The organism is Gardnerella sp. DNF01151 (assembly GCF_049244235.1).
Classification (GTDB): domain Bacteria; phylum Actinomycetota; class Actinomycetes; order Actinomycetales; family Bifidobacteriaceae; genus Bifidobacterium; species Bifidobacterium swidsinskii.
On record NZ_CP058389.1, the window covers coordinates 48,724 to 68,101 of the forward strand.

General features: G+C 41.9%; 16 protein-coding genes. 7 read left to right on the top strand and 9 right to left on the bottom strand.

Going from position 1 to position 19,378, the window contains the following annotated elements:
• Window positions 1–27 precede the first annotated feature (27 nt).
• The 5 genes from HXT37_RS00195 to HXT37_RS00215 form a co-directional block, all read right to left on the bottom strand.
• Window positions 28–1,323 (bottom strand): hemolysin family protein, encoded by a 1,296-nt coding sequence (locus tag HXT37_RS00195; RefSeq protein ID WP_012913683.1) that lies wholly within the window; start codon window positions 1,321–1,323, stop codon window positions 28–30.
• Between the two features lie 76 nt (window positions 1,324–1,399).
• A complete protein-coding gene (locus tag HXT37_RS00200) occupies window positions 1,400–2,170 on the bottom strand; it encodes a TIGR03943 family putative permease subunit (protein ID WP_421779522.1) in 771 nt (256 codons plus the stop codon).
• On the bottom strand, window positions 2,167–3,270 hold the full coding sequence (locus HXT37_RS00205; protein ID WP_102155580.1) for a permease: 1,104 nt from the start codon (window positions 3,268–3,270) through the stop codon (window positions 2,167–2,169). The genes HXT37_RS00200 and HXT37_RS00205 overlap by 4 nt, the downstream gene beginning before the upstream one ends.
• 55 nt (window positions 3,271–3,325) lie before the next feature.
• Entirely contained in the window at window positions 3,326–3,985 is a 660-nt protein-coding gene (locus tag HXT37_RS00210) for a carbonic anhydrase (protein WP_421779524.1), read from the bottom strand.
• A gap of 228 nt (window positions 3,986–4,213) precedes the next feature.
• Complete coding sequence (locus HXT37_RS00215; protein ID WP_415692854.1) at window positions 4,214–6,970, bottom strand: phosphoenolpyruvate carboxylase; 2,757 nt, start codon at window positions 6,968–6,970, stop codon at window positions 4,214–4,216.
• 206 nt (window positions 6,971–7,176) lie between these two features.
• Here HXT37_RS00215 and HXT37_RS00220 point away from each other — a divergent pair, with 206 nt between their 5' ends.
• Entirely contained in the window at window positions 7,177–8,898 is a 1,722-nt protein-coding gene (locus HXT37_RS00220) for a threonine/serine ThrE exporter family protein (protein ID WP_076002508.1), read from the top strand.
• Between the two features lie 98 nt (window positions 8,899–8,996).
• On the opposite strand, the gene trpS is transcribed toward HXT37_RS00220, so the two are convergent.
• The gene (trpS, locus tag HXT37_RS00225) at window positions 8,997–10,088 is read right to left on the bottom strand and encodes a tryptophan--tRNA ligase (protein WP_004109506.1); all 1,092 of its coding nucleotides are present in this window, start codon (window positions 10,086–10,088) and stop codon (window positions 8,997–8,999) included.
• 145 nt (window positions 10,089–10,233) lie between these two features.
• On the opposite strand from trpS, the gene HXT37_RS00230 reads away from it, so the two are divergent.
• The gene (locus HXT37_RS00230; RefSeq protein ID WP_004109509.1) at window positions 10,234–10,614 is read left to right on the top strand and encodes a DUF3073 domain-containing protein; all 381 of its coding nucleotides are present in this window, start codon (window positions 10,234–10,236) and stop codon (window positions 10,612–10,614) included.
• 117 nt (window positions 10,615–10,731) lie between these two features.
• Here the strand turns inward: HXT37_RS00230 and HXT37_RS00235 are convergent, their stop codons facing one another.
• A complete protein-coding gene (locus tag HXT37_RS00235; RefSeq protein ID WP_004109512.1) occupies window positions 10,732–11,148 on the bottom strand; it encodes a sterol carrier family protein in 417 nt (138 codons plus the stop codon).
• A gap of 236 nt (window positions 11,149–11,384) precedes the next feature.
• On the opposite strand from HXT37_RS00235, the gene HXT37_RS00240 reads away from it, so the two are divergent.
• Window positions 11,385–13,874: a glycogen/starch/alpha-glucan phosphorylase gene (locus HXT37_RS00240; RefSeq protein WP_012913689.1), complete on the top strand. Its 2,490-nt coding sequence runs from the start codon at window positions 11,385–11,387 to the stop codon at window positions 13,872–13,874.
• Window positions 13,875–14,074: 200 nt separating this feature from the next.
• Here HXT37_RS00240 and HXT37_RS00245 read toward each other — a convergent pair whose 3' ends face one another.
• Window positions 14,075–14,284 carry a hypothetical protein gene (locus tag HXT37_RS00245; RefSeq protein ID WP_004106126.1) on the bottom strand — a complete coding sequence of 70 codons (210 nt, stop codon included), beginning with the start codon at window positions 14,282–14,284 and terminating at the stop codon, window positions 14,075–14,077.
• Between the two features lie 161 nt (window positions 14,285–14,445).
• Between HXT37_RS00245 and HXT37_RS00250 the strand changes: the two genes are divergently transcribed.
• Window positions 14,446–15,150: a rhomboid family intramembrane serine protease gene (locus HXT37_RS00250; RefSeq protein ID WP_004106124.1), complete on the top strand. Its 705-nt coding sequence runs from the start codon at window positions 14,446–14,448 to the stop codon at window positions 15,148–15,150.
• 256 nt (window positions 15,151–15,406) lie between these two features.
• On the top strand, window positions 15,407–16,720 hold the full coding sequence (locus HXT37_RS00255) for a THUMP-like domain-containing protein (protein WP_421779528.1): 1,314 nt from the start codon (window positions 15,407–15,409) through the stop codon (window positions 16,718–16,720).
• Window positions 16,721–16,783: 63 nt separating this feature from the next.
• Here HXT37_RS00255 and crgA read toward each other — a convergent pair whose 3' ends face one another.
• On the bottom strand, window positions 16,784–17,176 hold the full coding sequence (crgA, locus tag HXT37_RS00260; RefSeq protein WP_004109527.1) for a cell division protein CrgA: 393 nt from the start codon (window positions 17,174–17,176) through the stop codon (window positions 16,784–16,786).
• A gap of 77 nt (window positions 17,177–17,253) precedes the next feature.
• On the opposite strand from crgA, the gene HXT37_RS00265 reads away from it, so the two are divergent.
• Together HXT37_RS00265 and HXT37_RS00270 are read left to right on the top strand one after the other, a co-directional pair.
• Window positions 17,254–18,009 carry a DUF881 domain-containing protein gene (locus HXT37_RS00265; protein WP_004109529.1) on the top strand — a complete coding sequence of 252 codons (756 nt, stop codon included), beginning with the start codon at window positions 17,254–17,256 and terminating at the stop codon, window positions 18,007–18,009.
• Window positions 18,010–18,054: 45 nt separating this feature from the next.
• Window positions 18,055–19,161 carry a class E sortase gene (locus HXT37_RS00270; protein ID WP_004109532.1) on the top strand — a complete coding sequence of 369 codons (1,107 nt, stop codon included), beginning with the start codon at window positions 18,055–18,057 and terminating at the stop codon, window positions 19,159–19,161.
• The last annotated feature ends 217 nt before the right edge of the window (window positions 19,162–19,378 follow it).

Sequence of the window (19,378 nt, forward strand, 5' to 3'; positions counted from 1 at the left end):
GTTATTATTCTACTGCTATGGCTTAAACTACGCACGGCGACGCACTTCAATCGTCGCAATACGCCTACCATCAACCGCAGTTACAGTCATATCGTAACCATCCGCATCATGCAAAACAGCTCCAACACTTCCCATTGAGCCAGTATGCGCTAAAAAGTAGCCTGCAACAGTCTCATACGGACCGTCCTCAAGCTCAATGCCGGTAATGTCAGCAAAATCTTCAATGGTCATACCGCCATCAATTTTTGCAACACCATTTACAAAAGCAGTTGTTTTATTCACATTATTTTGCTCAGTTTCACCAGGCAAATCATATTCATCGCGAATATCTCCAACTAGCTCTTCTGTCATGTCCTCGAGCGTAACAATACCGTCAGTTCCACCATATTCATCGATGACAACAGCCAAATGAATACCACGTTTACGAAGAAGTTCCAGGCTCGGCAATAGTTTGGAAGTTCCAGGAAGACTAATTCCTTCGCGAGTTACATCTGCAACAGTTTTTGCATTTGGATCACGCACATCTAGCAAATCACGAACATGCACAAAACCTATAACATCATCAAAATCTTTGCCAATAACAGGGTAGCGAGAATACGGAAGCTCACGAATTTTCGCGGCAGCTTCTTCAAGGCTCAATGAACCATCCAAAAACTCAACATCAGCACGAGGACGCATTACTTCAGCAACAATAGTTTCAGACGCATCAAACACATCATCCAAAATAGTGCGCTCATCTTGACTTAAACGCTTATTGCTATTGACAAGCACGCGCAATTCTTCGTCAGAAACTTCGCTTTCCTTCTCATTAGGATCAAAGCCAAGAATGCGCACAAAACCGTTAGTATTCTTTCCAATAAGCCAAATTAAAGGCTTGCAAATCTTTGAGAAAACATCAACCGCCGGCACAACCGCTCGCGCAATCTGCTCAGCACGCTGCATAGCAATACGTTTTGGAACTAATTCAGAAATAACAATAGAACAGTAAGAAATAACAAGAGTTAGAAAGATTGTTGTAAGTGGACCAGCAACGTGCGAAGAAACACCCCATGAACATACAACCGGCACAACATACGGAGCTAAAGCAGACTCACCAAACGATGCAGAAAGAAAGCCAGAAAGAGTTACTCCAATTTGTAGAGCAGATAGAAAAGTGTTAGGATCGCGGGCAATTTTTGCAACTCTAGCACCACGCGCATCCTGCAATTCCATGCGATCAATTTGCGAACTTCTCAAGCTCACTAAAGCTAATTCGGTTGCCGCAAATACGGAACCAAATAGCAAAAAAATCATAATGAGTAGAATATTAAAACCAATCGCCATACTTGTTATCTTAGTTTACTTCTATGCGATATCAACAATTCTAAAATAATTATCACCATTAACGAAGATAAATTATTTATGGGCGATAAAAATATCCAGTTGGAGCTTGAGCTGTTTGCATTGATATAACGTGCAGCACAACTCCAGGATGCTGATATCCAGGAATGCCAATATTGCCTCTAGAAACGCGTGCACGAACACGCACCCATTCATGATCTTGAATTTCGCCAATATTTGATTTTTCGGCAACTAATCCAAACGGAGACATGTCGAGAATACAGCATGACATAAGCTGACGAGATACCCTAAATTGATTTGCATTCAACGTAGAATCTCTGCTGACAAAACCTGTAAGAGTAATCGCGTATCCATCATATTTTGCAGCATTATGATCGATTTCGTCATACCAGGAGCCGAAATCATCATCATCAACTGTTATCTCATGAGATTTTTCATACAATCCTGGCAAAGGATAATTTTGGCTACGAATAGCAATAGCACGACCGCCAGCATACTGGTCGAATCCATCTACACTAATATTTTGAGCGTAACGCAAAGGAACAATAATAAGTAGCGCAGGAACAACGAAAGCTACAAACATACGCCAAACATCGCGCGAAGAAACAAAAAACCATCCAATCGCAGCACATATAGACAAAATAAATAGCAAAATAGCAGTAATTAACAAATAATAATATGCTCTAGGCGTAGTAAAAAGCGTATATCTACCGCTTAAAGTAACTTTCGCAATTATGACTGCAAAAAATAGCAATAAAATAGCTTCTACCAATTGAGCTAAAGTGATTTTTTTACAAGCATTATGCTCAACACATTTTTGCTTTTTCATGCGATGAACCCCCAAGCCCAGTGAGCTAATAATGACGCTAGGAAGCACGCAAAAGCAATAGTTAATGTTAAGCGCCACACAAATTTACCACGGCAATCCTCAACGAGCATAAGCGTATTCTTTAAATCAAGCATAGGACCAAACAGCAGAAATACTAGCACCGACGACATAGGCAATGATGTTGCTAAACTTCTTGCAATTACAGCATCTGAGCTGGAGCATAGAGAGCTTGCGTACGCAATAGCCATCATTACAGGAATAGCAATGAAAACATTACTCACTTGCACGCGAGAAGCAGGATCAGCTCCGAGCCATGCGCGAATTACAGAAGCAACTATAGTTCCACATACAATAATTGGAATTAATTTTATTAAATCCTGATGTATATGCTGCACATATTTGCGAATTTGCGCAGAAATACTATGCTTTTCAATATTACTTTTTGTGAGATCACTTTCGTTATTCAATTCGCAAGAACAATGTAAAGAAGATTCGCTTTCTACTAAAATTTTCTTACGCAAAATATTGGTTTTCGAAGGGAATATAACAAAACTTAATCCAACTAATAATGCAATACCAACACCTAGAGCAATACGCATAATAGCAACAGCTGGAGCGTCAGAAAACGCATAAAATGTTGCCAATACAGATACTGGATTTACAACAGGAACTGCACATAGAAAAGTTATGGCGCACGGCAATGGTAGTTTTCTTGCAACTAAACGAGAAAACGTTGGAACGACTACACAATCACAAACCGGCATACAGACGCCGGCTAATATGGCAGCCAAGAAACCATTTGCTGTAGATTTTGGAACATGTTTCTCAATAAAATCAGCAGTTACCCAAGTTTCTACTGCAGCAGAAACAAGCACACCTATGAGCGTAAAAGGTATAGCTTGTAGCAACAATCCGGAAACACCTCGAATTGTTGTATCAACGAGAAACCAAGGATGTTGCCCTTGTAAAGCAGGAGCAGCTGCAATAATAAAAGCTACTAAAGGAGCTCCGACAAGCAAGAAAAGATAGTTCGCAGAATTAGCGGAATTTGCAGAATTTGCAGAATTTGCATCAAGCGTATCTTTAGATGATTGATTCATATCTGTAACCTAACAACGTATTAATAATTCTGTTAAAAATGCGACTACATGCTACTTAGCATGAAAGAACCTCTACTAAACCATCACTCATTCTATACCTAGCGCCAACTAGCATAAGGTTATCGTTAAAAGCGGCTTCACGAATAATTTGAGATTTATCGCAAATTTCAGCCAACATATTAGACACGTGAATGCGCTCAATATCGTCCGTGCTCAAGTCTTCTTCAATACCTGCGAGCGCAGCCGGCCCTAAAGAACGAAGCAATATTGACCCGCTAGACTCAATTATTTCGCTTGTTTCATCTTCGCCGTATTTAGAAACCAGCTTTTGCACATTCGGCAAAACGGCTTGTACAGCACCGCAATGCTCGTGTCCAAGAACAACAAGCACTTTTACTCCCAAATCGCTTACAGCGTATTCTAAAGATGCAATTACAGCATCATCAAGCACTTCGCCTGCAGTGCGGACAGAAAAAATATCACCTAAACCAGCACCAAACACAAATTCTGGAGCCACGCGCGAGTCAGCACAGGAAAGAACAACAGCTCCAGGATGCTGACCTTCAATAAGAGATAATCTCGTTTCTTCACTAAGTCCATGGCAATTTAATGAGCCTTCTGCAAACTTACGATTACCAGCTAGCATCGCGCTCCACACAGATGTAGCCAAAAGTGGATCTTCTTTTAAAAGATCTTCTTTGACTGTCTCGTGCATTATTACCTCCTTGTATTGATGCGCTTGCGCAAAGATGACAAATACAAGCTATCAACAAATTTTGAAAAACACTTCGACTTATAAAACATATTCTATCGTTACTGTGTTAAATAGAAAATATGCTATAAAAGCTAACAAAATTTATAAAATATGATTATAAAAAGAAAAGCCAACGCACAGCTAATAAAGCAGTACGAAGGCTTTTCTTAATCACATAAACTTATAAAATCATCCAGTATTCTGCAAGCCTGCAGCAACACCAGAAACAGTGCAAAGAATAAGGTAGATGAACTCTGCCTGTTGGCTTTCGCTAAGCTCTTCTTTGTCTACCTTGTTGCGAAGCTTGTGCAATGCAAGCGACTGGATTACAGACAGCGCGTCAACATAAGGCGAGCGCACGCGGATTGCCTGACCGAGCACGTGACGATGTTGCAAAGGCCACTTGTCGTCAACAATTTGCAAAACCCACTTGCGAGTAAGCTGCATTTCTGAAAGTACTTTATCACTCAAATCTTCGCGATCTCCAAGGCTTAAGTACATGCGAGCAATACGCTCATCCGTTTTAGCCAAAGACATCTCAATATTGTCAATAAAAGTACTAAACAGCGGCCACTCTTCGTAAGCGCGACGCAAAGTTTCCAAATCGCCAAACTTTTCGCAAGCAGTACCCAATCCGTACCATGCTGCTAAGTTAATGCGAGCCTGAGCCCAGGAGAACACCCACGGGATTGTGCGCAAATCATCCAACGACTTCGCACCCAAACCGCGCTTAGCTGGGCGAGAACCGATTGGAAGCAAACCAATCTCACTAAGCGGCGTAACCGTAGAGAACCATGGAGTAAAGTCATCCGTTTGCAGCAAATCAAGGAAACGCTCATGAGCTGCAACATCAAGTTTTGCAGCCATATCCGCATACTTCTTCGTCATATCAGTGTTAGTTTTCTCAACACTTGGCGAAGACTGAAGCAAAGTTGCAGAAGCAACGGATTCAACGTGACGAATAGCAAGAATTGGATTGCCATATCGTGCGAAAATAACTTCGCCCTGCTCAGTAAGCTTGAAGCGGCAGTTGACGGAACCAACTGGCTGAGCAAGCACTGCACGGTTTGCAGGACCGCCACCGCGACCAACAGCACCGCCGCGGCCGTGGAACAGTGTCAAATCAATATCGTGCTTCTTAGCCCACTGAGCAATGCGCTCCTGAGCAGAATGCAAAGCAAGCGTTGCGGAAGTAGGACCAGCATCCTTGGAAGAATCCGAGTAGCCAAGCATAACTTCCATCTTGCGGCCAGTAGCCTTAAGACGAGCTTGCACTTCAGGAATTTTAATAATCTCCTCAAGCACATTTACAGAGTTTTGCAAATCTTCCAACTGCTCAAACAGCGGAATGACGTCGATTGTTGGCGCATCCTGTGGGTGAGCGAAAGCAAGACGATTTAGCTCAAATACGTCACGTACATGCTGAGCAGATTTTGCGAAGGAAATAATATAACGTCGAGCAGCGCGCATACCGTTGCGCTTTTGAATTGCTCCTAAGGCGCGGAACGTATCGAGTACTTCACGAGTCATTGGCTGAAGCGGACCGCGTTCGCCATGCAATCCATGTTCGCGAATATCTTCCAAAGCGCGAGAATGCACGAGAGAATGCTGACGGAATTCCATTTCAACCATGTGGAATCCAAAGGTTTGCGCTTGCCAAATCAAATCCTGCAAAGGACCATATGCAGCACGAGGATCTCCGCCTTCTGCCAAAGAGCGTTGCACAATTTGCAAATCCTCAATGAAATCTTCGCAAGAATGATACATCAAATCCGTATCGCGGCTAATAGTGCGATGCAAACGGTCAGCCATTACCAACATTACTGCACGATGTGGCTCACTATTAGAAACGTCTGAAGCGTTTTCTGTAAGCTGTTCGCTCATTTCGCGCTGACGATTCCATAATTCAAGCAACTCCACGCTTGGAGGAGTTGTGCGAGTTTCCATAGTTAAGCACTTGCCAACTTCGCGCGTGCGATTCTCCAAAGCTGCAAGCACGTGATCGCTAAACTTTCGAGCGACTTGACGGCTCACTTTAGCTGTCACATTAGGATTGCCATCTCGATCTGAACCAATCCAGCTTCCTGGATGGAAGAATGCAGGGCAACGCGGAGGAACTAATCCAGCCTTCTTACCAAGCAGCCAATCGTCAAATCGACGATACACGACTGGAATCGTGTCAAACAAAGTGGCGTCAAAAATGTCAAGAATAGTATCCGCTTCTTCAACCGGAGTCGGCTTCTTTAAAGCAATCGGAGAAGTACGAAGAAGCGCATCAATTTCGTTATAGAGACGACGATAATTTTCGCGCTTATCAGATCCACCTAAACGATGATGTTCGCTTAATAATTGCGAAATTCTGCGAATCTTACCTGCAACGGCTTTACGACGAGCTTCGGTTGGGTGCGCGGTAAATACAGGATGAAACTCAAGCTTTGCAAGCAATTCTTTCGCTTCAGCAGGGCTCATTTCAGTGAGCAACTTGTGATAAGCACAAGTTAGTTCGTTAACTGGATCAACAGGCAATGAATCTTCAACTTCACATTCACGCTGATGAAGTACAGAAACACGATAATTTTCCTCGCACAAATTTGCCAAGTGGAAATATGTTGCGAAAGCACGAGCTAAAAGCTGCGTATCGTGCAAATTCATTCCGTTGAGCCTGCTAACAGCTTTACTTAAGCCATCATCTGCAGTTACTTTTGCGTCTACCATTTGCGCAAAATGAGCCGCACTAGCTTCTACAGCATTCAAACGCACATCGTCGAATACTGCTAATAATTTTTCATCGAATTCGCCAAGAACATCGCGAAGAATATGCAAGCACAAATCCATGTCTTGCTTAAGTGATGCTGGAAGGTCACGCTCCTCTGGGCCTTTTCGCCCTAAACCAGACGTAACAATAGTTGCGTCTGCCGGAGTAACCTGCTGATTTTCTGTTGCCATCAGACCTCCTTACGCCAGACTAAGGTTGCTTGGTCGTCTGACTTCCGCAGCTCCTCCGCGGTTATGTAGGTCAGAAGTTGCAAGCCCACAGCCTTGTTTCCAGCGAGATACCAAGTTAATTGTGAAACTACCACCGGACGTAGTAAAGAATGCTGATTTATCAACAAAATATAACTCGGCAACGGGGTTGCGTATACTAAAAAATTGTGAGTACAGCAGAGAATAATATTGAGAATAATGAATACGACAACAGCATCAACAACTGCGATTGCGATAAGCCTGAAATTCTTTCGACTGGTCATATAGTCGGAAAACCTTCTGGGCGTTTTCATACTCATGCTATTCCACTCGATATGGACGATGTTGAGCGAGATTGGGATAAGCCAGTTACACAAGCAGGAATTGCTGCAAAATCGAGTATTATTATTCGCGTCGGTGCGCTCGGCTTAGGAGCAGGCACAGGAAGCTACCGAGTTCGCGAGCTTATGCACAGAATCGGCGAACCAATGGGTGTACATGTGCGCGCGGACGTGAATCTCACAGATATTGAAGCAACTTGTACTGATAAGCATGAGCGAATTACTGAAGTTGTAGATCTTCCAACCACAGGTGTTAACACTGAGCGCATTTGGCTTCTAGAACATTTTGCAGATTGGTTTAACGTCAAGCTTGGAAACGATTCTTTATATCACTCTAAAGCTGCTGTTTCTAAGGAATTAGTTGACACATTGCAAGCGAGCGACGACGAACATACCATTGTACAAACAGCTAAGCAGTCTGAAGAAAATGCTACTAAAATTGCAAAAAAGAAAGCGTTGCAAGAAGCTATAAAAAAAGAAAAACCACGCGGCATTTTTGCATTACAGCCAGAAAGTGCTTATGCTGAACATTTTTCACACGTAAACACATCCAGTAGTAATGGCGAGCCTAAAAATAATCATCCTCTTACGGTTAGAGAAGTACATGACCGTCTTGATTTGATTAAAAATAGGAAACCGCTATACAAACCGTGGTTTGCTGGTCTTGCTTCGGCAGTTGCTTGCGCATCCTTTGCGTTCTTGCTTGGCGGCGGCATTTACGACATGATTGGTGCTTTTATTGGAGCAGGAATCGGTCACTATATTCGTCGCAGAATGTTTATGAAGCATCTAAACCAGTTTGTAGTTACATTCGTAGCTGTTGCAATAGGTGCACTATCATGCATTGGGGCTTTACGTCTTATTGGCTTCTTTGACCCTAGCGCGCTCAATCATACAACTGCATATATTGGCTCAGTGTTGTTTGTTATTCCTGGATTCCCTCTTATTACAGGCGGTTTAGATATTGCAAAAATTGATTTCCCTTCAGGAATTCAACGACTTTGTTACACAATGGCTATTATTTTGATGGGAACTCTTGCGGGATGGACAGTTGCAAGCCTTGTACATCTCAATCCTCAAGGCTTCCCTCCTCTCGGATTAAATCCTTGGCTTAACGCAGTTCTTCGACTTATTACAGCTTTTGCCGGAGTATGGGGCTTCTCAGTTCTATTTAATTCTCCACAACGAATGTGCTTAGTTGCTGGCGTTATTGGCGCTATTACTGACACATTGCGTTTAACTATGACAGATTTTGGAGTTGCTGCCGAAATTGCAGCTTTCAGCGGTGCTTTATTGGCAGGTTTGCTAGCTTCTGCTTGGAGAACTATCGTTCGTCACGGATTAGCGCCTCAATATTTGGGTTATCCACGAATAGGTCTTACGGTTCCATCTATCGTAATTATGGTTCCTGGACTTTATATGTATCGCGCAATGTTTTATCTTGGTCAATTTCACACGCTTCCAGCGTTAGACTGGACTTTCCGCGCTTTCATGGTAATTATTTGCTTACCTATTGGTCTTGCTGTAGCACGCGTTATTACAGATAAAAGCTGGCGTTACGACGTGTGATGTTCTAAGTTTCAGTTCGTTAATTTTTAACAAAAAGCCGCTTACAAGTTTTCTTGCGAGCGGCTTTATTTTTTATTAATTTACTTATTGAAATTTAATTAATACTTCATTCCCATAGCATCTCGCACTTGGGAAAGCGTTTCTTCTGCAATAGCATTTGCACGCTTATTGCCATCATGCAAAATGTCTCGAACAGTATCCATATCTTTTGCAAGTTCTGCACGACGCTCACGGTGAGGTGCCAAGAAATTATTTACATTTTCAATTACGTAAGCTTTCAATGCGCCAGCACCAGCGTTACCAATTTCTTCAGCAATCTCTTTAGGATCCCTACCTGTAACTAAACCTGCAGTAGTAAGAAGTGCAGAAACTTGCGGACGAGTTACTGGATCAAAAGTAATCATCCTCTCAGAATCAGTTGGACTCTTCTTAATTAATTTGGCAGTTTCTTCGGCAGTAGCCCCGAGCATAATCGAGTTACCGTAAGATTTGCTCATCTTTCGTCCGTCCAATCCTGGAATTTCAGGAGCATCAGACAAAATTGCTGCTGGCTCTGGGAACACTGGATTCTTTTTTGCGTATCTCTCATTAAAACGACGCGCAATTGTACGAGTGATTTCAACGTGCGGCAAATTATCTTTACCAATCGGCACAACATTAGCTTTGCAGAACAAAATATCGCAAGCTTGGTGCACTGGGTACGTAAGAAGCAATCCGGTTAAAGCATGTCCAGATGATTCCATTTCCGACTTTACAGTAGGATTCCTGTGTAATTCTGCTTCTGTAACAAGCGAAAGGAAAGGCAACATAAGCTGATTTGCTGCAGGAACTGCGGAATGAGTAAATATCATTGTTTTTTCAGGATCAATTCCGGCAGCCATATAATCCAGCACTAAATTCAAAACATTATCTTCAATATGCTCAGTGGTGTCACGATCAGTAATTACTTGATAATCTGCAATAATAATATTGGTTTTTACTCCGCGCTGCTGCATTGCAACACGCTCACGAATAGATCCAAAATAATGTCCTAAATGCAAACGACCAGTTGGGCGATCTCCAGTAAGCATAGTAAAAGACGAAGGGCTAGCTTGTAACTTTTCAAGCGTTGCATCTGAACGTTTACGCGCTGCAAGGAAGCTTGCGCTCATCTCATTACCAGCAGCTGTAACCTGTGCTTCTTCCGGCATTTTAGGCTCCTTAATTGTGCGTATTTTTACGCTGAAAATATGGCTTTTATGGTAAAAGTTTACACAGACAATATACTCGGTTGCGGTTAAGTGGTACGCTCTTGTGTGATGAACTGATTGTTACTTAATTTTTAGAGGGGGTCAGATGGGCCGCGGACGACAGAAGGCAAAGCAACAGAAAATTGCCCGTAAGCTCAAATACCTGACGACCGATACGGATTATGACGAGCTTGCTAAGGAACTTAATTCCAGCGAACCCGGACAAGGATCCTTCGATCCATTTGCGTCGAGCGAAAGCTATGAGGAAGATACATATCTTCCAGAAGAGAATGACACAGATCAAGAAAATGATGTCGTTGATGCTTCAAACGAAGATGATTTAGACGAGTATGCCAAGTGGGCTGCGGAAGCAGCTGCAAAAGCCGTTAGCAGCGAAAACTCTTCTACAAACTCGGGAGCGCACACGCCAGCGCATCATCATATCCCTATGCCAATTCCAAACTTCATACACAAACACGACAATTAAAAATTAAATTTATTAAAATTATTTTATTTACGTATCCTGGGCATTCGAAATACTGTTTGCCCAGGATATTTGTAAATACACGCTGTAAATACGCAATTAAGCTACAATAAAGTCAACTTACAGCGGCAAAATATCGCTTAAATCATCACGCTCGCCAATTGCACTTATGTTGCCAAAGTCCTGTTCCTGATGCCATTTAGTAACACCACTCGCTAATCTAAGCCATACTTTAGGCTCAAGTTCAATAACATCTGGCGGTGTGAGATTATGCGGATCCGAAGCTGGTCCTTCCAAAATTTTTACTGCACCAAAAGGCGCAACCCTTACTTCTACTGCGCACCCAGGCACTTTATTCTCAAGAAGATATAGCGAATATCTAACCGCTAAAGCTTCGTCGTTTAAAGAGATATTTAAAATATTACTATTTATTTGCATGGCTTCTATGCCATTGCCAAGTGCTTTAATAGCAGATTCACGCCAGAATTGCCAAGCACATTGTCCTCGTTTTATATCTCGTTCAAGTATTACTGACATATTTTTATTATCTTCTAAACAACCTACTTTCAGCAATATATTTGTATTAAGACGTTATATACAAATATTTAAAGGGATTAGGTTGTGGTATTCTTGGGGCTATCGTGTGCATTCACATGCCTCTTGTAGTTATCTTCAAAAGTTATCTGCAAAATGGTGATGGTTTAATTGCCTAAACACAAAGTTTTAGGCTGCACACTTTTAGGAAATATATCAAACGGCACAAGGAGTCAAATATGACTAAACACGTCGCGCCGAAAGCCAAAACTACTGCGACGGCATTTGCCAAAGAACTTCAAGAGCACCTCAAGTACACCCAGGGTGTAACGCCAGAGCAGGCCACTACGGCAGATGTGTATGTTGCCGCTGCTACCGCAGTTCGTCGTCACTTGATGGACTCTTGGATGCAGACTCAGCATGACATGGTTAATGGCAACACCAAGGCTGTGGGCTATTTGAGCGCAGAGTTCTTGATGGGTAAGCAGCTTGAGAACGCTTTGTTGAACGCTGGTCTTACTGACCAATTCAATAAGGCTGTTACTAAGCTTGGCTTCGATCCAAAAGCTGTTATCGATGCCGAGTATGAACCAGGTTTAGGTAACGGCGGTTTGGGTCGTCTCGCAGCCTGCTTCATCGATTCACTCGCCTCTATTGGCGTTCCAGCATTTGGCTACGGCATCCAGTATCGTTACGGCATCTTCAAGCAGCGCTTTGATGAAGAAGGTAAGCAGGTTGAAACCCCTGATTACTGGCTTAGCAACGAAGAGCCATGGGGTCACATTGATTATGGTCGTGACCAGCGCGTCAACTTCGGTGGTGAAGTTGTAGAGGAAAACGGCAAGCGCGTTTGGAAGCCAGCTTGGTCTGTTCGCGCAGTACCAGTTGACTACATGGTTCCAGGTTATAATTCTGGTCGCGTAAATACTCTTCGTTTGTGGACCGCTAAGTCTTACGATGAGTTTGATTTGCTCACCTTCAACAAGTCCGAGTACTTGGATGCTGTAAAGCCACAGGTTGCAGCAGAAAACATTTCTAAGATTCTTTACCCAGAAGATTCCACTCCAGAAGGTAAGGCTTTGCGTCTTGAGCAGCAGTACTTCTTCGTAGCTGCTTCTATTCATGATGCAATCCGCGTATTCTACCCAGGTCAGGATAAGCCGGATCTCACTACCTTCCCAAGCAAGATTAACTTCCAGTTGAACGACACTCACCCAGTTATCGGCATTCCAGAGCTTATGCGCGTTCTTATGGACGAGTACGGCTACGATTGGAACACCGCTTGGGGTATCACCACCAAGACCTTCAACTACACTTGCCACACCTTGCTTCCAGAAGCTTTGGAAGTTTGGCCAGCCAAGCTTATTGGCGAACTGTTGCCACGCCACCTTGAAATCATTCAGGGCATTAGCGAGCAGTTCCGCAACGAGCTTCGCGGTAAGGGCGTTGCTGAGGATCAGGTTGAGCGCATGCGCATCGCTACCGACGCTGACGAAAATGGCGAAGGTGCTGTAGTTCGCATGGCTTACTTGGCTACCTACGGCGGTTCTTACGTTAACGGTGTTGCTGAACTTCACTCTGAGTTGTTGAAGGATGTCACTTTGAAGGACTTCTCCAGCGTTTACCCAGATAAGTTCAAGAACGTTACTAACGGCGTAACTCCTCGTCGTTTCGTGCGCTTGAGCAACCCACGCATGTCTGCTCTTATTACTGAGGGCTTGGGCACAGACGCATGGCAGGGTAATTTGGAGCTTCTCGAAGGCTTGAAGCCATTGGCTGACGACAAGGCGTTCGTTAAGAAGTTTGCTGAAGTTAAGAAGCAGAACAAGCTTGCCTTCGTTGATTTCGCAAAGCAGAAGTATGGCTTTGAGATCAACCCAGACACAATGTTCAACACCATTGTTAAGCGTTTGCACGAGTACAAGCGCCAGTCCATGAAGATCCTCCAGGTTATCTCCACATACGCTGGAATCAAGAATGGCACAATCGACGTAGACAAGATGCTTCCACGCACCGTGTTCTTCGGCGCTAAGTCTGCTCCAGGCTATGCTATGGCAAAGCTTACGATTCAGCTCATCAACAATGTTGCTCGCGTTGTGAACAACGACCCAGCTTGCAAGGGCAAGCTCGCAGTGTTCTTCCCACCAAACTACAACATTGAACTTGCTATGAACTTGATTCCTGCAACCGATTTGGATGAGCAGATTTCTCAAGCTGGTAAGGAAGCTTCTGGCACTGGTAACATGAAGTTCGCTTTGAACGGTGCTTTGACTGTTGGTACTCTCGATGGTGCAAATGTTGAGATTCGCGAGCGCGTTGGTGCTGAGAACTTCTTCCTCTTCGGCATGACCGTTGACGAGGTTGAGAAGCTCTACGCTGAAGGCTATGATCACGGCGGCTCCCGTAAGTACTATGAATCTGATCCTCGCTTGAAGACTGCTGTGGATATGGTTGCTGACGGCACCTTCTCCAACGGCGACAAGAGCGTGTATGAGCCACTCGTTAACGATTGGCTTACCCATGATTACTTCATGGCAATGGCTGACTTCAGCTCTTATATGGATATTCAGGCTCAGATTGAGGAAACTTACCGCGATCCAATGAAGTGGGCTCGCATGGCAGTCTTGAACGTAGCCAACTCTGGTTACTTCTCTTCTGACCGCTCTATCGAAGATTACCTCGATCGCATTTGGCACACTGGTGCTCTTCCAACACCTGTTGCTGAGTAATTGAGTATTCTCCAATAGCAATACATAGAAAATAAAAGGCGGAGGCTGTTAATCAGTTTCCGCCTTTTTGTGTAGATTTTAGTTAAATTGCATGTAAGACAAACGCTTTTGTTTGCAACAATTCTTTAGTAATTACAAATAAAGGCGACTACGAATATACGCAATCGCCTTTATTTTGGACTGTATAAAGCAAATGTCACTTATGCCTCAGCGGCAGGAGTATCGTTAGCTTCTTTCTCTTCTTTTTCTAACCCTAGGTCAATTGGCGAAGAACTGTTCTCCCATGGTTCCTCCCAAGGGTCATAATCAGGATTATGCTGCTTGTACACATACAACGCAGCAATACCTGCGAGCAGTGCTCCGAAGAGCAGTGCAAAGAACTTCCAACCGCCAGAGGATCTGTTCTCCATGATGGCTCCTTTCCGGTTAAGCTGACCTGCTCGTCCAAGTCAACAATCTATACCGCTTTTTGTCGCGTAATAACTATCATAGTTGCTTTTCTTCAGAGTTGCATCTTTTTTAAATAATGTTATTGATTAAATTTGTGAAGTAAAACCGATATCATAAGCATATGCACAACTTTGATATTAAAAATATTTTAAATAATATAAGACTTCGTTTTAACACAACCACAGCCATTTTAGTATATTCATGCATTTTTATTTGGATATTGGAAATGGTACTAAACTTTGCATATCCAAATTATTATTCGACTCTAATAAGCTATACTGCGTTTCTTCCAATTACTGCGTTACAAACACCTTGGACTTGGTTCACATCAATGTTTGTTCACGCACCAAATTTAACCCATATTTTCTTCAATATGCTATGTCTTTGGTCGCTCGGAGTTGAATTAGAACGATTCTTCGGTAAATGGAAGTTTTTTGGATTGTATTTAATATCCGGCTTTGGCGGAAGCGTAGCTGATATCGTATGGTGCAAACTCACTAATAATTGGTTCGTTGCTTCATACGGTGCTTCGGGAGCTATTATGGGGCTTATAGGTGCACTTCTCGTAGCACAATGGCGACTAGGAGAAAACATGCGAGGAACAATTATTTGGATTGCTATTACTCTCGCTATGCCAATTATTGTACCTAATATCGCTTGGCAATCACACGTTGGAGGCTTAATTTCAGGTACTGCAATTGCAGCATTGCTCGGAGTACAAAATCCGCTACTTAAAAAAGCTTCGTTTAATACGCGTTTCTTAGTATATTTTGTATCACTATTTGCTATTCTCACTGCTTGTGCAATGTTTTGTTTGAAGGCATAATTTGTTAAATTACACGTGTGTAGTTTTCCACCAATGTGCACAGGATTGTGTATAAGTTGTGCCTAAATTGGTGACAACTATATAAGTTATCCACATAGTTAATCACAAACGTTGATAACTTGCCTTTTTCAAACCTGTGCACAAGTGTATAAGAGTTATCCACAATTTAAGTTTTTTGTGGACTAAACTATCGACTACATAATTTTAACCTTTACTTGCTCTAAAATTTTCTACACCTCAACAAGGAATGAGATTCATGCCTACACTTCAAGTTCCAAAAACAATCGAACCAGCAAACGCTTCTACACTCACTTTTATTAAAGAAAACGCACAATTGTCACCAAGCAAAGCTGCTCTTAAAGCACCACGCAACGCAAATATCGACATACCTTTTGCAATTAACCAAATAGCAGGTAGACAGATTGCGCAACAAAAACTACCGAAATGGGCTTCCTGCAACGAAGTTATATACCCTGCGCATATTTCTATGGAACAGTGTTCTTCTCAATCAACAGCACAATACAAAGCAAATGTTGCAAAAGAATTACTCAACAAATTAAATTCAGAAAATTTTAGTAGCACACTTGTGGATCTTACTGGCGGCTTTGGCGTTGATTGCGCAATAATGTCTGAAGTTTTCGATTCTGCTATTTGTATTGAACAGCAAAACGAACTTTCTAGCATTGCACATCACAATATGAATGCACTTGGTATTACAAACGTAAAATGCTACAACAACAATAGCCTTGATGCACTCAAAAATATTCCTAAGTCAACGATAATATACGTCGATCCAGCTCGTCGTAACAAACAAGGATCTCGCACATACGCTATTGAAGATTGCACTCCAAACGTATTAGATCTTAAAAATCAATTGCTCACTAAAGCAGAAATAGTGATTATTAAACTTTCTCCAATGCTTGATTGGCACAAAACAGTTAGCGATTTTAGTGGCAATGTAGAAGCCGTACATATAGTCGCACATAGTAACGAGTGCAAGGAACTATTGATAATACTCAGCAACTCTCAGCACACAAAAGTACCAGTATATTGCGCAAACGATGATCAGATAACTGTTGTACAAGCAACTTACAATACTTCAACAAATCAGGTATCAATACAGCCTGAATCAAATGTTTTAAATAATAAAGAAGAAAATAATAAAAAATATGAAAATTTAGATATAAATAACTGGCAAGAATGGTCGCAATACGTTTATGAGCCAAATGCAGCAATCATGAAAGCTGGCTGTTTTTCATTGTTAGAAACTCAATACAATATACAACAAATCAGTGCGAATAGTCATGTTTACGTATCGGAAGAATACTACTCAGAATTTCCAGGAAAAATATGGAAAATTGAAAATATATGCAGCATGAATAAACGCGAAATAAAACAAACTTTTGATGATATCACTCATGCAAATATTGTTACTCGTAACTTTCCAATACCTGTAGAAGCATTACGCAAAAAATTAAACCTACAAGATGGCGGAAATACAAGAATTATTGCAACAACTGATAGCAATAAAAATCATATACTTATTCGAGCAGTAGCAGCACCAAAATAAAAAGTAGCTACGCAACATTTGCATAGCTACTTTTAAAACATATTAAGCAGTTTGTTTTACAGACTAACGCCACCACATTGTCATAATGAATCCAGTCATTACTATTACTAATGCAATAACTAAATTCCATGCACCAATTCCAGGAATTGGAAGCACAGGGTTCAAATAATAAACAACAGCCCAAATTAATCCAACGACCATTAATGTGCAGAACAGCGGCACAAACCATGCAGCATTAGCTTTTGTGCCTTTAATGCTTTCTTCGACACGTCGCCTATTTTCAGCTTGTCTCTGCATCATTTGCTGAATCTGTGGAGAAAGCGCTGCTTTATCCGCAGTAGCATTCAACACTGCTTCAACTTCGTCCATAGGAACGCCATAAGTATTCTCATTTGACGTATCGCTCTTCTTTGCAGCGTCGTCAGCTGCAGTCGTGTGCAATTCTTCATCAGCCATAACTGTAACTCTCCAATCAATCGGCTACACGCTATAATAGTGGTTACACTCGAACGCGTGAAGGATGAAGATAAAATATGGCTAAGAGAACTGGGAAACATCGTGCTCAACACTCGCTGTTAAGCAGTTTTGCTGTTGCCGTTGCAGTATTTCTTACCGGCTATTTATTCGTTCTTAACTTGCGCGTAAACCGCTCTGCTTTTGTGACTTCTAATACGAGTCAAATGGTTGAAAGAAATTCACAGCGCACAAAAAATTTACGAGAAGATATAAAATCTTTAGATTCTAAAATTAATTTACTTAATAAAACGCTTGGTAGCAGCACTAGTGAAGGAAAAGAATCTTCTGATACTGGAAGTAGTACCGTACTTCCAAAACTTGAAGGACCTGGAATTGTTGTAACTCTCAACGACTCTCCTCTATGGAAAGGCGCAGTTAATGGTTCCGGAACATCCGGAACCATTAATGATTACGTAATCCACCAGCAAGATATTGAAGCTGTAGTAAATGCTTTGTGGCGCGGCGGAGCAGAAGCAATAACTATTCAGGATCAGCGAGTATTATTTAACTCCGCAGTTGTTTGTATTGGTAACGTTCTTATGTTGCAAGGTCATCAGTACTCGCCACCGTATAAAATATCTGCTATTGGTCCAATGGATAGCATGGTTGATGCTCTAAACAATTCACCAGCCATACACACCTACAAGGAGTATGTAAGTTCGTTTGGATTAGGATGGAAAGTGGAGAAAAAGAATAATCTGCGATTCCCTGAAGCATCGGCTTTGTTGCAACCATTAAGGTACGCAACAGTTCCTAAAGTGCTAAACAAATAAAATATGTTGCAAAGTCTTCATACATCAATAAAGGAGTAGCACACTATGCAATCTGCTAATATGCAGGAAGGAAAAACGAAGCGTAGCAGCTCGAATTTCTGGTGGCAAGCCGCTGGAATTATTGGCGAACTGTTGATAGCTTTTGCAGTTATTTGCGCATTGTACATTGCATGGCAAATGTGGTGGACTGGAGAGCAGGCTGAGCACACTCAAGTAGAGGCACGTCAAGCAATATCTTGGCAAAACCCAAAAACTGGTGATAAAACGAAGATTGCTTTACCACAGAATACTGACCCACCTGCTTTAAGCAAACCAAAGTCTGAAGACCTTGTAGCTCGTTTATACATACCACGTTTTGGAAATCAGTGGGAACGAAATGTTGTAGAAGGCATTACGCCAGACATCTTAAGCAAGCGTGGTTTAGGTCATTATCCAACCACACAAATGCCTGGTGCAATAGGTAATTTTGCAGTAGCAGGTCACCGAAATGGTTATGGTCAGCCATTGGGAGATGTAGACTTACTGAAGCCTGGCGACGCAATAGTAGTTCGTACAAAGGATTATTGGTTCGTCTATAAGTACACTTCTTACAAGATTGTTACACCAGATCACGGTGAAGTTATTGATGCAAATCCTGATCATCCTGGTGAGAAACCAACAAAACGTATGCTTACTCTTACAACGTGCGAACCTAAGTATACTGCTGCAACTCATCGCTGGATTAGCTACGCAAAATTCGCTTATTGGGCAAAGATTAGCGATGGCATTCCAAAAGAACTTTCTACTATTGATGAGCAAGGAAAAGTGAAGTTTATTAACAATGAGCAACAATCTCTAGTTTCTCGTCTTTCTTCACTAGTGCCAGTTATGGTGGTTGTTTTATTAGTGTATATGATGATTTTCGTAGCAGGAGCAATTGCTTGGCAATGGCCAGAACTTCGCGCTATTCATTCTGGATTAAAGAAAAAGCCTGATGCAAGCATTTTTGGCGGTCTTTTGCGCATACAACCAGGTATTACAGCGATTCGTTGGATTCTTTCGATTCTGATTTATTTCTTCATTGTATTAGCATTATTCCAGTGGATTTTCCCTTGGGGCGCATCTACAATTCCATTCCTTCAGCAGATGTCTAATTACTCAACAACTGTATGATAACGGGTTAAGTAGTAAGTTTTAAATATTCTTACGATTGCTTTAAAACTTACAAAATAAAAACATTTAAGGCGATTGCGTATGAAGCGCAGTCGCCTTTTGTTTATATTAATAAAATAAAAGCCTATAGAAACACATAAAATAACGCATTGCTGTAAAACTATGTCTAAATAAACAAACATATCTTAAACAGCTATTTTTTCGTTTTATCACATAC

What these genes read in the sequence shown, in the direction of transcription:
- HXT37_RS00195 (WP_012913683.1), bottom strand. Translation starts at nt 1,323, where the DNA reads ATGGCGATTGGTTTTAATATTCTACTCATTATGATTTTTTTGCTATTT.
- HXT37_RS00200 (WP_421779522.1), bottom strand. Translation starts at nt 2,170, where the DNA reads ATGAAAAAGCAAAAATGTGTTGAGCATAATGCTTGTAAAAAAATCACT.
- HXT37_RS00205 (WP_102155580.1), bottom strand. Translation starts at nt 3,270, where the DNA reads ATGAATCAATCATCTAAAGATACGCTTGATGCAAATTCTGCAAATTCT.
- HXT37_RS00210 (WP_421779524.1), bottom strand. Translation starts at nt 3,985, where the DNA reads ATGCACGAGACAGTCAAAGAAGATCTTTTAAAAGAAGATCCACTTTTG.
- HXT37_RS00215 (WP_415692854.1), bottom strand. Translation starts at nt 6,970, where the DNA reads ATGGCAACAGAAAATCAGCAGGTTACTCCGGCAGACGCAACTATTGTT.
- trpS (WP_004109506.1), bottom strand. Translation starts at nt 10,088, where the DNA reads ATGCCGGAAGAAGCACAGGTTACAGCTGCTGGTAATGAGATGAGCGCA.
- HXT37_RS00230 (WP_004109509.1), top strand. Translation starts at nt 10,234, where the DNA reads ATGGGCCGCGGACGACAGAAGGCAAAGCAACAGAAAATTGCCCGTAAG.
- HXT37_RS00235 (WP_004109512.1), bottom strand. Translation starts at nt 11,148, where the DNA reads ATGTCAGTAATACTTGAACGAGATATAAAACGAGGACAATGTGCTTGG.
- HXT37_RS00240 (WP_012913689.1), top strand. Translation starts at nt 11,385, where the DNA reads ATGACTAAACACGTCGCGCCGAAAGCCAAAACTACTGCGACGGCATTT.
- HXT37_RS00245 (WP_004106126.1), bottom strand. Translation starts at nt 14,284, where the DNA reads ATGGAGAACAGATCCTCTGGCGGTTGGAAGTTCTTTGCACTGCTCTTC.
- HXT37_RS00250 (WP_004106124.1), top strand. Translation starts at nt 14,446, where the DNA reads ATGCACAACTTTGATATTAAAAATATTTTAAATAATATAAGACTTCGT.
- HXT37_RS00255 (WP_421779528.1), top strand. Translation starts at nt 15,407, where the DNA reads ATGCCTACACTTCAAGTTCCAAAAACAATCGAACCAGCAAACGCTTCT.
- crgA (WP_004109527.1), bottom strand. Translation starts at nt 17,176, where the DNA reads ATGGCTGATGAAGAATTGCACACGACTGCAGCTGACGACGCTGCAAAG.
- HXT37_RS00265 (WP_004109529.1), top strand. Translation starts at nt 17,254, where the DNA reads ATGGCTAAGAGAACTGGGAAACATCGTGCTCAACACTCGCTGTTAAGC.
- HXT37_RS00270 (WP_004109532.1), top strand. Translation starts at nt 18,055, where the DNA reads ATGCAATCTGCTAATATGCAGGAAGGAAAAACGAAGCGTAGCAGCTCG.